This window comes from Paenibacillus sp. FSL R5-0766, from assembly GCF_037971845.1.
Classification (GTDB): Bacteria; Bacillota; Bacilli; order Paenibacillales; family Paenibacillaceae; genus Paenibacillus.
In genome coordinates, this window is sequence record NZ_CP150227.1 from 3,436,043 (window position 1) to 3,450,352 (window position 14,310).

Genomic DNA, 14,310 nt, shown 5'->3' on the forward strand with positions numbered 1-14,310 from the left:
TAAATCTTTTTTTTAATGAAGCAGTCTGATGAGTAGAGTTATAATTGAATTCATATGGAGGTGGGAACACGTGAAATTAGAGGAATTGTTTACGGTACATGTGAACATCGAAGAATCATTTGATTTGCAGAATAGCGAAGATGATTCGGTTGTCATGATTACTTTTACAGGCAGCGTAACCGGAAAGTACTTTGAAGGAATCGTGCTGGGTGGAGGAGTGGATACGCAGATCATCGGGAAGAATGGTGGTCCGCATACTCTATCGGCAAGATACATGCTCCAAGGCAAGGACTACACAGGGCATACATGCAAAATTTATATCGAAAATAACGGAATCATCGATAAAACGCTGAAAACTGCTTTATTTCGTACTTCCCCCAAGATGATTACAGACAGCAAAGCCTTATCCTTCTTGAATCGTGAGACACTTGTTGGAGAAGGTCATCCGACGGAGTCCGGAGTAGATATAAAAATATATAGAAAACCGCTGTAATGCGGGATAAATAGCAATTATTTGTTTATTGTATGGCAGAGAAGATAGCTTTTTATAATGAAAAGTCAGAGTCGCTAAATAATGCGGCTCTTTTTGTGTATGAGACTTTACGTCAATTTTTATATGTATTTTTTTACAATCAATTAACATAGGATGGATACTGCGCAGACACTTCTCACCTATAGTATGATGAGCGAAAATAAAACTAATACGAGCATATCAAGGGAGAAAACGATTCAATATGATGATCAAAAAAATCGGGATTTCAGTAGCATCACTCGCCATGTTAACGTCTGTAAGTGTGTTTGACGTATATGGTGCAGGCTCCAAACGCATGATCGAAGTTTCCGAACAATCGGCTAATGTGGTCGTGAACGGACAAAGGGTGGAAGGAGAGTCGTTTCTCTACAATGGAGTTACTTATGTACCGGCAAGAGCTGTTGGAGAGGCCCTGGGGCAAGATGTAGACTGGGATAACAACACCCAATCGGTATTTGTTGGAGCAAAAATGAACGATCAGCAGGGATACCGCGGCACCAAAACGCCATATCCTTTTAAGGCAACAAGTTATACAAAAGCTCCTAATGGATATGAACCCGTATTTATTAACTACATAGGGAGACACGGTTCCAGACATCTATCCAGTTCCAAATACGACAAGACGCTCTTTGAACTGCTTGACATCGCTGAGAAGGATGGGCAGGCTACCAATCTCGGCAAAGAGTTGAAGAAGGAAATTGGCAAACTGATGAAGGTTGAAAAAGACCATTATGGATTGTTATCCACTACGGGTGGAGAAGAACTGAAAGGAATAGGAACCAGAGTTGGGCAGAATTTCAGAGAACTATTTACATCAGATAAAAAAGTAATCGCTCAAGCGACCTTCAAAGATCGAACGCCCCAGAGCAGAGATCAGTTTATTGACGGGTTAGAGGAAAGCTTGGGAGATAACAAGGTAGACATTCTGGCTTCAGCCTTTGAAGAAGGGAAAGACCCCTATCTACGGCCCTACGACCTAGCTACGAAGTATAACGAGTACGTAGAAGATGGAGACTGGGTTAAGTTATACGAGGATTATGTCACACAGAGCACGGGAACGCGTTATGCAAAAGAGGTCCTTCTGCAATTTTTCTCTGAAGACTTTTATGAGAGATTGAATTCTGGAGAGTTTGAATTGAAGGATGAGAAAGGAAAAGTGAAGCTCAGCAACCCTAGCGAGGCTGCTTCTAATTTATACGAACTGTACATCATTTCTTCAAATATTAAAGGAGAAGGTGACTTTGAATTCGGGCGGTATTTTACGACCAATCAGTTAAGTTGGTACGAGAGCGTTGATAATATCAATGACTTTTATGAAAAAGGTCCATCTTTAACGTCAACAGATCTGCCGCAGAATATCATTGCACCTCTGGTCAAAGAGTTGATCGTGTCTACCGAACAGTCCATTCAGCAGAAAGACACGGCTGGTATATTTCGTTTTGCTCACGCAGAAACCATCATTCCATTATCTTCATTCCTGGATATCGCCGGAGCTAATGTGAGTATTGATAAACCGCAGGACGTGACCCAAAACTGGAATGGCTCGGTTATCTCACCGATGGGGGCAAATATCCAATGGATTCTGTATTCCAATGGTAAGGATATTCTCGTAAAAATGCTTAGAAATGAAGAAGAGATTGCCTTCCCGATTGAAACAAAGACCTATCCGTACTATAAATGGGAAGATGTGAAGACATATTACGAAAACAAACTGCAGAAGGTAGGCTTAAGCTTGGACAGCAGTTTGGAAGACAATATCGAGCTTTTACAGAAAGAATTCTAGTTGGTGAACCCATATCAATTGTGGATGAACATGAAGAAAGCAACTCCTAAACGGGGCTGCTTTCTTTTTTTATTTGGAACGAAAAGAATGAACGCAAAAAAATCCTAAAACAAAATGTGACCAAATGCCGTCCGTAAGAGTGTTAGAGGTATAAAGGAGGGCATAACAACCATGCAGCGATCAGTGCCCCAGCTGGGCGATCATGTGATGAAAGTTTATGAGACATACGCAGATACGCTGTTCCGGATTGCCATGGTGCACCTCGGCAGACGGGAAGACGCGGAGGAAGCCACTCAGGATACCTTCATCAAACTAATAGAAAAAGCCCCTACGTTCAACGATGCGGAGCATCAGAAAGCATGGTTGATTCGGGTCATCACCAATCATTGCAAATCCTTATTAGGCAGAGGCTGGCGTAAACGGGAGGTCAAGCTGGAGGGAGTCGATCCTCTTACAACAGACAACCCTGAAGATCACGCGCTGATCGAACTCGTGCTGTCACTGCCTGTCAAGTATAGATCAGTGGTTCATCTGTATTATTACGAAGATTATCCGATCCGAGAAATCAGCGAGATCCTGGAGATTAGCGAATCAGCGGTGAAAATGAGATTGAAACGTGGCAGACAGCTGTTAAAACTGGAGCTGGAAGGAGAGGAACTGTAATGAACGAAGAGCAATTCAAACAAAACTACAAGAAAGCGGTGGATCATATGAAAGCAAACGAACAAATGAAGAAACGAGTAGAGAAATCCTTAAACTCACAACATCAGGGACCAAAACGTCAACGTAAACCATTATACATTGCAGCAAGTGTCGTTATCGCTGCCAGCATTGGCTTGGCTGCGCCGAGTGTATGGCAAGAATTCAATGGACCAACCGCACCAACACCAACTCCACAGGTTGCAGAGGTGACTCCAGTCGCGTCGTTCGATCCGGTTGTGATTCCAAAGATGGAGTTGCCGGATTCACAGGGCAAAGGCGCGATGGCTGATATGGTGCAATTGGTCGTGTATGGAGGAAATGTCTATACACAGTCCCCAACTTTGCTTGAAGGCGCAAATGCACTCAACCTGCGGGGTGAGAAGCTTGGCACTACAACTGGTGGCATCAATGAGCTGAGCGGCCAGGATAAATACACGGAGCTTGCTTCCAACATTGGCGAAGCAGACATCTATGCGGTCAATGGCTACGATAAGGACTTCCGTATCATGTCTTACACCGAGATCGATGGTCAGGTGTATGCTCAACTATTCGACAAAAATAACGGGATCACCATCAGTAGCGGAGCAGACTTGATCGGAAAGCTTCATCTCGAAGGCAACATCACTTCTGCGCAATGGGAGACGTTCGACAGCTGGAATAACGGATTGCAGCAGCTTCAACCGTTAGCAGCGGATGAAGCACTGGACAGCTTTATCTCGGCGTTATCTGCTGCCAAACCGATCGCAACGAGCCCGGAATTGGAAGAGAACCTCTACGGCAAGGAAGATCGCAAGATCATCTATCTCACGCTGGAAGATAAAACGCAGGTCCCACTGGTTCTATTTGGTGAAGGGCTGGTTCGTTACGGTAATGTTCCGGCATTCCTGGAAGTGGAGAAAGGCGCATTTCAATCATTCTGGAACAGCTTGAGCGAGTAAGGCTAAGACGTAATATAGATTCATGAAGAAGAGCGAACATGGCACGCAAGTGCTTTGTTCGCTCTTTTGATTATCGGTGGGGTTAGATTAATTAGAATTTTTGTAATACACCAAGTGATCGGTCCATTCATTATTTTCGTGTATAAACCCTTTACGTAGACATTCAAATTCCATACCAACACTCTCTGCTAGTTTCATGGAAGGGGTATTATCCACATTAATATGAGCTTCTATGCGGTGGAATTTCAGATGTTCAAATGCAATATGAAGAGCTTCATTCACTGCTTCTTTCCCATAACCTTTTCGCCAATACTGATTATGGATCGTGTATCCGAAGCTTCCCCATTGAAAATCATCTCTCGCCAAGGTAGCAATATCAATCATACCCAGATGTGTACCATCATGCTTTCTAAACACACCAAATACATAAACGGCATCTGTACGCGCTAACTCTTGATGTCGATCTACCAGATCACGAAACCAATCCAGTGTGCATTCACTCATATCCATTTTGCCTTTATCATGACGGTGTTGGGATGGATGACGGTTTTCGAATTCATATAACCAATTTTCATAGTCTTCTTTCTGTAATGGTCGGATGACTAGCCGTTCTGTCTCTGAAATATAATCAAATTTTTCTGCTTTTAATATCAAAATGACCTCTCCTCTGTATTGAATGTATGCTCATGGCATAGCATTGAAATAGTCCATAACTACGCTGCGAAACTCTAAAGCGGCTTTGGAAATATATCTGTTTTTGTGCGAAAGTAGAGCGATTTCCCGAACGAGCTTGTGTTCCTCTACCTGAAGATATCTAATGCGCTCATGCGGGTTTCTGGCTGTGCTAGGTATAAACGCGAGACCGATCTCCGCTTCAACAAGGGCTGTTAATCTTGCAGGCTCATCACCTTCATATACATACTTCGGTACAAAACCAACGGATTGACATACGGAATCTACCATATCACGAACCCCATACCCTTGCTTCACCCCAACAAACCGCTCGTCCTTAAGCTCGGTTAATTGAATGCTGCTTCGATCTGCATATCGATGACCCATAGGAACAGCGACTACAATCGGATCGTCATATAGGATCTGACATTCGATATCGTCACCTTGAATCGGAGGGGAGGAGAGACAAAAGTCCACCTCGCCCCGATGTAGAAGTCTGGACATGTTTTCTAACGAAACCATTTGCACATGAAATTGAATGTCCGGTTTGTTTTTCCGGAATTCCCGCAGTATACCTGGCAAAGTACTTGCCGTAGTCACCGCCAATTGCAGTGTACCCTGATCCGGGTTGGAGAGGTCAGCGATTTCCCGCTTTCCTTGTTCCAATTCAAATAAAGCTTTTTCAGTTCGCTGAAGAAATGTTCTTCCAAAGTCATTTAATCGCAGCTTTCTCCCGATACGATCAAATAAAGGGACTCCCAGGTCATCCTCTAATCGTTGTATCGTTTTGCTCAGGGAGGATTGCGTGACATGCAGCTTTCCTGCAGCTTCCGTAACATGTTCGCATCGGGCCACCGTCAGGAAATATTTTAGTTGAAGAAGTTCCATTTGCACCATTCCTTCATTCCTTCTAGTTCATCAAATCATAACATATAATGCGTTGGAATAAATGAATATTTTCAAGTAAGATGACAGCAGAAGAAGGAGTGATGCACCGATGAACATTCGAAATAAAGGATTGATGTTAGCTGTTGGACTCGGAATTATGTTGAATCCGTTGAATTCCTCCATGATTTCTGTGGCAATCTCCAGGTTACAACAAGTGTATCAACTTAATTTTACAGCCGTCTCGTGGATTATTTTATCATTTTACATTGCTAGTGCTGTCGCTCAACCCGTCATGGGCAAGTGTAGTGATTTGTTTGGCCGCAGGAAGATTTTCCTCATGGGTCTTATTATTGTTTTTGTATCGTCCATGCTAGCTCCGTGGTCTCCCAGTTTTTCGTGGCTCATCGTATTCCGGATCGTTCAATCGATTGGCACAAGCATGATGGTGGCCGTCGGAATGGCGATTGTCAGAATTAACGTGACTGACAAGCAAGCCTCCGCCTTGTCCACCTTGGCTATATTCCTTTCTGGAGCGGCTGCGATCGGGCCCTTTATTGGTGGAGTATTGATTCATTGGTGGGACTGGCATAGCATATTCATCGTTAATATTCCGTTTGTCATGGCAAGCTTTTGGTTCGCCTGGAAAACAATCCCGAAGGACGAGCAATCCCCGTCTATCTCTGGTCACATGTCCATTCGGAAATGGCTTGCGTTAATTGACGCACCAGGCATCCTGATGTTTACGGTAGCCTTGGTCACTCTCCTCATCGGTTTACTTTCAGTATATTCCACAGGAGATATTTCAACATGGCATCTGCTGACAGGAGCGATCGGGTTAATCGCACTCGTTATGTTCATTCGACATGAATTAAAAGCAGACACGCCTTTCATCCCTCTGCGAACCTTTGCCACATATCCCGAGATGACTTGGGTGAATGTGCAATACATGCTGGTAAATATCCTGTTTTACGCACTATTTTTTGGAGTTCCTACGTATTTGAAGCAGATACGACATCTCAATGAAGTTCATACAGGAATGAGCATGCTAGCTTTGGGGTTATGTTCAGTCATTATTGCTCCGATCGCAGGGCGCTGGATTGACAGATCAGGAACACGGCCAGCGCTGATCGTATCCGCTTCTTTAATGACATTTGGCTCTATATTGATCGTTGTTATGAATGAAACTTCTCCAATCTTCATCATCATTGTTGCCTTAGCTTTATTTGGAATAAGTAACGGCCTAAACGCGGTTGGCATGCAAGCTGCTCTGTTCAAAAGCACACCCAAAGAAATGATTGGAGTCGCATCGGGTATTTTTAATACATCACGCTACCTGGGGACCATCTTATCGTCGTTATTCATTGGAATTGTTATGGGAGATACATTTAATGTGACAGGATTTCACATGCTTGGAATCATCCTTACGGTATTAGCTGCATCACTGATCATCATGAGTGTACGTCGCGAGGCAGGTGCGGTGAGTCCGGAGCAAGTAAGCAAGTAAAATAGCGAATCTGCCGTGCAATAGCACGTTTACACCCAATGAATCAATAGCTCCATTGGGTGTATTTTTTGTTTTTCACCAAGTTGTCAGAAAGAGTTGATCCTTTCTTGAACGTTTAGGGTAGAAGACGTGTCTTTGATTGAATTAGGTAAAAATAAAGATATAATAATTTTGATTAATAGGCTTGGTCAGTACTTGAAGTGCATCAATATCAGATTTTCATAGGCATCCAGCGCTTGTTATAATCGGGAGCCAACAGGAGTAAACGCATTAAAGGTGTGGCAAGATATCGTCGTACCTAACTTTGTGAAATATTTCGCAACTATGCATTGAGCTTGGCCGAAGCTGATATTGAATGTTTCAAAATTGAACAGAGTTTGAAGGGAGGCATTATAACGAATGGTTATTGATACGGTGTTATGGAGCAGGCTGGTGACTGGTTTGACGCTCGGGTTCCACGTGATTTTTGCAACACTTGGTGTCGGTGTACCTTTGATGATCGCTATTGCAGAATTCATCGGCATTCGGAAGAAAGATCACCATTACATACTTATGGCGAAGAGATGGTCACGAGGGTTTGTTATTTCTGTCGCAGTTGGTGTCGTGACAGGCACAGCGATATCGCTGCAATTGGCCCTGGTATGGCCGAATTTTATGAAGCTGGCCGGGAATGTCATTGCACTGCCACTATTTATGGAAGTATTCGCGTTCTTTTTTGAAGCCATCTTCCTGGGCATTTACCTGTACACGTGGGATCGGTTCAAAAGTCCGTATATCCACTGGTTGCTGACCATTCCAATTGTCGCCGGGGCAGGTATGTCTGCTGTTTTTATTACTACAGTGAACGGGTTCATGAACCAGCCTGAAGGCTTTGTCATGGAAGCAGGCCAATTCATGGCAGTGAACCCAGTGCAAGCGATGCTGAATACGGCGACGTTCTCCAAAGTGTTCCATGTATTAAGCTCGGCTTATCTGACAGGAGCTGCCCTGTTAGCAGGAATAGCAGCCTTTGCGATGCTGAGAAAAGGAGTGTCCGCGTACCACAAAAAAGGCTTGAATCTCATGATGGCCGTTGTGCTGGTATTCAGTTTGTTAAATTCTTTAGCTGGAGATGTGTCTGCCAAGTTTTTGGCTGAGCATCAGCCGGAGAAGCTCGCAGCTGCCGAGTGGCATTTCGAGACGGAAAGCGGAGCGGATTTGATTTTTTTGGGATGGCTGAATGCAGAACATGAAATTATAGGCGCTCTTCATTTGCCGAAACTGCTCAGTTTCCTTGCCTTTGGAGACTTTAACGCCGAGGTAACCGGGCTGAACGAATTTCCACCAGATGAACACCCGCCCTTACTTGTGCATTATTTGTTTGATCTAATGGCTGGTATTGGATTCGCTCTGCTTGCTATATCAAGTCTGTACTTCCTGTTTGTATTCTGGAAGAAACGTAATCAGTTTAACAAGTGGATGCTTCGTATGGTTGCACTCAGTGCACCGCTTGCTTTTCTAGCCGTTGAGATGGGTTGGTTCTATGCAGAGATCGGGCGGCAGCCATGGATCATCCGAGGTTATATGCGGGTAGAAGAGGCCGCTACTTCTTCACCGAGTGTGAGAATTTTATTTTTCGTCTTCTTGCTTCTCTACATCCTGCTAGGCGTTATGTGTGTCGTCGTACTGAGACGGTTGTTCAATAATAATCCTGCTGAACTCGAGATGGAGAAATGGTTGAAGGAGAAGCATGATCAAACAGCCGAGAAAGGGGGCCAGGCCTGATGAGTTATGAATTAATTGGTATTTCGGTACTCTGGCTGTTCTTGTACGGCTATCTTATTGTAGCTTCCATTGATTTTGGAGCAGGTTTCTTTGCCTTTTATGCACGCCTGACGAAGCAGGATCACCTGATTAATCGTCTGATCTCCCGTTATCTATCACCTGTCTGGGAGATCACCAATGTATTTTTTGTCTTTTTCTATATTGGCATCGTCGGATTTTTCCCGGACACGGCCTATTATTATGGCTCCGCGCTGCTTGTTCCGGGAAGTATTGCCGTCATTTTACTTGCCATTCGTGGTTCATTCTATGCTTTCGAAAATTATGGTTCCAAAAAAAGTATCGTGTATTTGTTCTTATACGGAGCTACGGGTCTACTTATTCCAGCGTCATTGTCAGTGGCACTGACCCTGTCTGAAGGTGGCTTTATTTTGAAGCAGGGAGATACCGTTTCCCTCGATTACTGGGCACTATTTACGAATCCATTATCGTGGAGCATCGTTGGACTAGCCATCGTGTCCGTATTGTTCATTAGCGGGTCATTTCTCACATTTTACGCTTCTCGCGCAGAGGACCATTCGGCATTGAAGCTGATGCGGAATTATGCTTTGTTCTGGAGCACACCGACCATTATTCTCGCGCTGACTGCATTTATATATTTGGGTCAACACAATGAGCGTCATTTTCAAAATATGATGGATTTATGGTGGCTGCTGGCGCTTTCTGTTGCGTTTTTCATGATTGCCATGTGGCTGTTATATAACGGACGGCGTTACGGATTAGCTTTTATATGCATCATGCTGCAATTTTTCACAGCCTTTTTCGCTTACGGGATTGGGCAATATCCTTACATTCTTGATCCATACATCACCATTCAGAGCAGCGCCACACCACCTGCAATGGGATTTGCACTCGTCGTAGTGTTTATCGGTGGTCTGTGCCTGTTAATTCCTTCTCTGATTCTGGTCTTCAAACTGTTCCTGTTTGATGCGGATTATGTGAAAGGGAAAAAATAAAGGAGGAGCGTTCAATGAAGAGGAGAGCCAAATCCAATCTGATCTCGCAGCAAATGTCTTTACAACGAAAAAACAGACTTCTCCTTGCGGTCATTTCGCTGGCCCTTGGTGTAGCTATTGTAAGCCAGGCCACCTTGGTAGCTGAAGCGGTCCAGCGAATCTTTGTAGAGAAAGCTTCCTTTTCATCAGTGATGCTGTTGCTTGGCCTATTGCTGGCTGTCATGGCTGTACGCTCACTGTTGTCGTATGGTAATGGGAAAGTGGGCTTGCATATGGCAGCACGCGCCAAGACGAATATGCGAGCATCTGTGTTGCAGAACCTGACCCGCGCTTCCATGCCTTCAACCCTGAGTGGACAGACGGGAGGAAAGGTCAGTGTTGCTTTGGATGCTGTGGATGAGGCTGACAGTTATTTCAGTCAATATATGCCTCGAATGATGGAAGCCGCGATGATCCCGATTCTGATTCTGGTTGTTACATTTACGCAGCACGCCAACACAGGCTGGATTATGCTATTCACGGCACCGTTTATCCCGCTGTTCATGATTTTGGTTGGGCTCCAGACGAAGAACAAATCAGAAGAAAAATATGCGCAACTTGCCGAGTTTTCCGGTACGTTTCTGGATTCGCTTCAAGGGCTGGTTACGTTGAAAATATTCGGACGGGCTAAACGTCAGCAGCAGGAGATTGAACGCAGCAGTCTGGGGTATCGTGATGCCACCATGGGCATTTTGAAGATTGCATTTACAAATACGTTTATGCTGGAATCGATCGTGATGTTAAGCATTGGTATTGTTGCGCTTGAATTGGCTATTCAGTTACTTGTGTTCAAATCGATGAGCTTTCATACAGCCTTTCTTGTGTTGTTACTCGTGCCCGAGTTTTACAGTCTGTTGAAGAATACGGGAACGGCTTTTCACAGCGGTCGAACCAGTATGGGGGCCATTCGTAAGGTGGAACAAATGCTTGAGGAAACTAGTGTCAAGAGCACACAAACGAAGCCTGAAGAAGGACCGGATCAAAGCGAATTAACCGATGTCGATGCAATGGCACAAACGGAGGAGCTTCGTACAGCTCGTGCCGAGTTGATTCCAATGCCACCAACCATTGAACTGAACGATGTCCGATTCCAGTACACACCTGATTCCTTTGGACTTGAGACAGGACAGATCTCGATTGGACCGGGAGAACAGATTGCTATTGTAGGCAAAAGCGGCTCAGGTAAAACCACGCTGCTTCATCTCATTGCCGGTTTACTGAAACCAGATTCGGGAGCGGTTCTGGTTAACGGAAGCCAGCTTTCGCAGCATGATGAGGCTGCATGGTTTGAACGTGTTAGCTATATTACACAGCATCCGTATATTTTTGCAGGTACATTTGCCGAAAATATCGCGATTGGCGCGGGTCGGAACGTCTCCAGAGCTGAAATTGAGCAGGCGGCAGAGGAAGCAGGACTTGCTGGCGTTGTTGCACAATTGGAGCAGGGCTTGGATACGTTTGTTGGTGAAGGTGGCCGGGGGCTGTCTGGTGGGGAAAAGCAACGACTTGCCTTAGCACGTGCTTTTCTGAAGAGACCATCCGTCATTTTGTTCGACGAACCCACCGTAGGACTGGATCTACACACCGAGCGGGTATTGCAACAATCCATTGCGGCATTAGCCAAAACGGCAACGATGATTACGGTGGCACACCGTTTATATACAATTCAACATGCGGACAACATTTTGTTTATGGATAGTGGGGTATTAGTGGATTCAGGACATCATGAAGCACTTCTGGCGCGCCTGCCTCAATATGCGGAGATGGTTGATGTACAACGGAAAGGAGGGTTAGCATGAATGAGCTGACGATTCTGTCAAAAGCGATGATTCAGGAGCGCAAGGATATCTTGCTTTCGATATTGGGCGGATTTATCGCCGGCATAGCAGGGGTAGCTCTCTTTTCCGCGAGTGGTTATATGATATCTCAAACAGTATTTGCGCCACCGCTGTACACCTTAATTGTACTCACCTCCATGGTCAAACTACTTGGTTTCCTTCGAGCGGCAAGTCGCTACGGGGAACGCTTGTATTCGCACAGGGCAACATTCTCCATGCTGAGCCGTTTGCGGACGTCCTTTTTTGCCAAACTGATCCCGGTAACGCCAGGTATATTGAACAAAAACCGAAGCGGGGATCTGCTTGCGCGGATCGTTGGTGATGTGGAAAGTTTGCAAAATTACTTTTTGCGGGTCGCGTATCCACCCATCATGGTCGTTATGGTGTTTTTGGCTACCATGCTGTTCACTTCGGCCTTTTCGATCTGGATTGCGTGTTTGTTAGTACTAGGTATGCTGATTACGGCATTTGTTGTACCAGGTATTGTCTTGTTAGGTCAGCGAAAAATAAACGGACGTGTCCGCCAGCAACGGGCCTTGCTGTCCACGGAAGTAACCGAAGTGTTGTATGGTTTCAGGGATTTGAAAGTATACGGCCAATTGGAACAGCGTGAGCAACAGCTTCAGCAGGCTTCCGCTGCATTGGCAACGGAACAGAAACAAGCCGCTTCCCATCTGCTGCGCGGGCAATCCATGCACGTTTTTGTGACGTATCTTGTTACATGGGGTGTGCTAGCACTCAGTGCCTTCTTAATTGTGAATGGAGCGTTTGCCGGTGTATTCCTCGCCATGCTGATCCTGGCCACGCAGACCGTGTTCGAAGAAGCTGCCGCAATGGCTATATTACCTCTATATAAGCAGGATAGTGAACACGCTGCTCAGAGACTGGCGGAAACGGTGCCGACCTCTGATGTGCAACCTGTTCAGCCAAGCGGTGACGTGTCAGCCGATCAGGCGGTTTCGATTGAACTATCCGGTGTTAGCTTTCAATATGAAGGGGAGTGGAGACCGGCGCTGAGGGAGCTCTCCCTGCAACTTGCAGCAGGCTCCAAAACAGCGATTGTAGGGCCGAGCGGGTCAGGTAAGTCAACGATTATCGATTTGTTACTCAAGCTGCGTGTACCAACGTCTGGCGATATACGGTTAAACGATGTTCCGGTGCAGGAACTGAATGAGGAGAGTATTTGGCAAAGGGCAAATGTTGTGTTGCAGCAAAGCCATTTCTTCCGGGGAACCATCCGGGACAACCTGTTGCTGAATGGAGAAGAACATTCAGATGAACAACTGTCGGCTGTGCTGGATAAAGTCCAACTGCCGAATAAGTTGTTGACCGACATGGTGTATGAAAAAGGGGAAAACCTGTCGGATGGTGAGAAGCAGCGGCTGGCTCTCGCACGGGCCATGCTGCGCAAAGGACGGTTATGGCTTCTGGACGAACCAACTTCTTCGCTGGATTACGTCACAGAGAAACATGTGCTCCAGCATCTTCTTGCACAAGCATCCGAAGATACATTTCTCCTGATCTGCCATCGGTTGACGGGATTGGAAGAGATGGATCGGATTGTGGTCATGGACCAAGGCAAGATTGTGGAATCGGGTTCTTTCTCCGAGCTGATGGAGCAAAAAGGATACTTTTATGAGATGAAACAAATTGAACGACAAATGATTGGAGACGCCGGGGCGTGAGAATCTAGTCTATTGAGTAGACAATGCTGTCGGTTGTCGTTAATAAAGAAAATTTCAATGAATCAATTTTTATAAATTTAACTAAACCCCAAAGGATGCAGAGCATAGACTCCTTGGGGTTTGTTTTGATATAATAGTTTTTTTGTGTCTATGAAGGAGGTGGATGATGGGAAAAAATAAGTGGGATATTGTTTTTTATTTGGCCATATTTTTATTTGTTGTGTACATGAAGATGAATGACCAATCTCTGTTTTGGATACTTGGGGTTGTTCTCACCGCGACTCTGATCATGTTAACCATTCGTATTTTTTATCCTCTGGGTTGGGAAACACGCATGGACCGCGTCGAGGCTTTTCTACGCAGACAGGAGAATACCCCAAAGCTTTATATCTATTACGCTCTTGCAAACAGACTTGATGATGAATTGGAACACACAATAGAGCGCATCAGAAATGAGGACACCAATAAAAGGACACAAGCAGTATATAATGCAGCTTACGGCTCCTATCGCAACGACTTGGTAGCTGTTCGTACTGCGGTGCAGAATATGCGTAGATCGGATTATCGTACATATTATGAAACGTATTTGCTTATGGAAGAAGGAAGAAGTGAGCAGGCGAGGGAACACTTGAAATCCATTAACAAGGTCTGGATGAGATCTTCGCTTCTTGCAGCGATTGAACTAAAAGCGGGACAACGCGAAACTGCGATTCAGCTAATACAAGAAGCAATGCATGCTGTCAGAGGTGTCCATCGTTATATGATATTTAAGGAATCAGAGAGATACTAAACGGTGAACAACAATCTTTCTTGGCATATAGTACAACTGACACGGATAAAAGCTTGTTCCACATAGGAGCAGGCTTTTATCTTTGGTATTAAAGGAAGGACAGGAAGGACAAGAGTATACTGAGGCGCTAAACTGTTCGGCTGAACGGAGAACACCCGAATT

12 protein-coding genes are annotated in these 14,310 nt (G+C 45.0%); 10 read left to right on the forward strand and 2 right to left on the reverse strand.

Features of this window, described 5'->3' with window-relative positions; genetic code table 11:
• Window positions 1-70: 70 nt before the first annotated feature.
• From MKY66_RS14940 to MKY66_RS14955, 4 genes are all read left to right on the forward strand, one after another.
• The gene (locus MKY66_RS14940) at window positions 71-493 is read left to right on the forward strand and encodes a DUF3237 domain-containing protein (protein ID WP_143760309.1); all 423 of its coding nucleotides are present in this window, start codon (window positions 71-73) and stop codon (window positions 491-493) included.
• 241 nt (window positions 494-734) lie between these two features.
• Window positions 735-2,315, forward strand: coding sequence for a histidine-type phosphatase (locus tag MKY66_RS14945; RefSeq protein WP_076210783.1), 1,581 nt, complete (start codon window positions 735-737; stop codon window positions 2,313-2,315).
• 171 nt (window positions 2,316-2,486) lie between these two features.
• Entirely contained in the window at window positions 2,487-2,978 is a 492-nt protein-coding gene (locus MKY66_RS14950) for a sigma-70 family RNA polymerase sigma factor (RefSeq protein ID WP_036615805.1), read from the forward strand.
• Window positions 2,978-3,955, forward strand: a complete 978-nt coding sequence (locus tag MKY66_RS14955; RefSeq protein ID WP_076210781.1) for a hypothetical protein — start codon at window positions 2,978-2,980, stop codon at window positions 3,953-3,955. The genes MKY66_RS14950 and MKY66_RS14955 overlap by 1 nt, the downstream gene beginning before the upstream one ends.
• Window positions 3,956-4,042: 87 nt before the next feature.
• Here the strand turns inward: MKY66_RS14955 and MKY66_RS14960 are convergent, their stop codons facing one another.
• Both MKY66_RS14960 and MKY66_RS14965 read right to left on the reverse strand, forming a co-directional pair.
• Window positions 4,043-4,609 (reverse strand): GNAT family N-acetyltransferase, encoded by a 567-nt coding sequence (locus MKY66_RS14960; RefSeq protein WP_076210779.1) that lies wholly within the window; start codon window positions 4,607-4,609, stop codon window positions 4,043-4,045.
• Between the two features lie 30 nt (window positions 4,610-4,639).
• Window positions 4,640-5,515 (reverse strand): LysR family transcriptional regulator, encoded by an 876-nt coding sequence (locus MKY66_RS14965; protein WP_076210910.1) that lies wholly within the window; start codon window positions 5,513-5,515, stop codon window positions 4,640-4,642.
• Window positions 5,516-5,624: 109 nt separating this feature from the next.
• Here MKY66_RS14965 and MKY66_RS14970 point away from each other — a divergent pair, with 109 nt between their 5' ends.
• From MKY66_RS14970 to MKY66_RS14995, 6 genes are all read left to right on the forward strand, one after another.
• Window positions 5,625-7,019: an MFS transporter gene (locus tag MKY66_RS14970; RefSeq protein WP_076210777.1), complete on the forward strand. Its 1,395-nt coding sequence runs from the start codon at window positions 5,625-5,627 to the stop codon at window positions 7,017-7,019.
• A 399-nt stretch (window positions 7,020-7,418) separates the two neighbouring features.
• Window positions 7,419-8,783, forward strand: coding sequence for a cytochrome ubiquinol oxidase subunit I (locus MKY66_RS14975; protein ID WP_076210775.1), 1,365 nt, complete (start codon window positions 7,419-7,421; stop codon window positions 8,781-8,783).
• Window positions 8,783-9,796 (forward strand): cytochrome d ubiquinol oxidase subunit II, encoded by a 1,014-nt coding sequence (locus MKY66_RS14980; protein WP_179088516.1) that lies wholly within the window; start codon window positions 8,783-8,785, stop codon window positions 9,794-9,796. Before MKY66_RS14975 ends, MKY66_RS14980 begins: the two co-directional genes overlap by 1 nt.
• A gap of 14 nt (window positions 9,797-9,810) precedes the next feature.
• On the forward strand, window positions 9,811-11,634 hold the full coding sequence (gene cydD / locus MKY66_RS14985) for a thiol reductant ABC exporter subunit CydD (protein WP_076210771.1): 1,824 nt from the start codon (window positions 9,811-9,813) through the stop codon (window positions 11,632-11,634).
• A complete protein-coding gene (cydC, locus tag MKY66_RS14990; protein WP_076210770.1) occupies window positions 11,631-13,358 on the forward strand; it encodes a thiol reductant ABC exporter subunit CydC in 1,728 nt (575 codons plus the stop codon). The genes cydD and cydC overlap by 4 nt, the downstream gene beginning before the upstream one ends.
• A gap of 163 nt (window positions 13,359-13,521) precedes the next feature.
• A complete protein-coding gene (locus MKY66_RS14995; RefSeq protein ID WP_143760308.1) occupies window positions 13,522-14,148 on the forward strand; it encodes a hypothetical protein in 627 nt (208 codons plus the stop codon).
• Window positions 14,149-14,310: the final 162 nt, after the last annotated feature.

Coding starts and splice junctions, on each gene's coding strand:
- MKY66_RS14970 (WP_076210777.1), top strand. CDS start 5,625: ATGAACATTCGAAATAAAGGATTGATGTTAGCTGTTGGACTCGGAATT.
- cydC (WP_076210770.1), top strand. CDS start 11,631: ATGAATGAGCTGACGATTCTGTCAAAAGCGATGATTCAGGAGCGCAAG.
- MKY66_RS14995 (WP_143760308.1), top strand. CDS start 13,522: ATGATGGGAAAAAATAAGTGGGATATTGTTTTTTATTTGGCCATATTT.
- MKY66_RS14980 (WP_179088516.1), top strand. CDS start 8,783: ATGAGTTATGAATTAATTGGTATTTCGGTACTCTGGCTGTTCTTGTAC.
- MKY66_RS14945 (WP_076210783.1), top strand. CDS start 735: ATGATGATCAAAAAAATCGGGATTTCAGTAGCATCACTCGCCATGTTA.
- MKY66_RS14955 (WP_076210781.1), top strand. CDS start 2,978: ATGAACGAAGAGCAATTCAAACAAAACTACAAGAAAGCGGTGGATCAT.
- cydD (WP_076210771.1), top strand. CDS start 9,811: ATGAAGAGGAGAGCCAAATCCAATCTGATCTCGCAGCAAATGTCTTTA.
- MKY66_RS14965 (WP_076210910.1), bottom strand. CDS start 5,515: ATGGAACTTCTTCAACTAAAATATTTCCTGACGGTGGCCCGATGCGAA.
- MKY66_RS14975 (WP_076210775.1), top strand. CDS start 7,419: ATGGTTATTGATACGGTGTTATGGAGCAGGCTGGTGACTGGTTTGACG.
- MKY66_RS14950 (WP_036615805.1), top strand. CDS start 2,487: ATGCAGCGATCAGTGCCCCAGCTGGGCGATCATGTGATGAAAGTTTAT.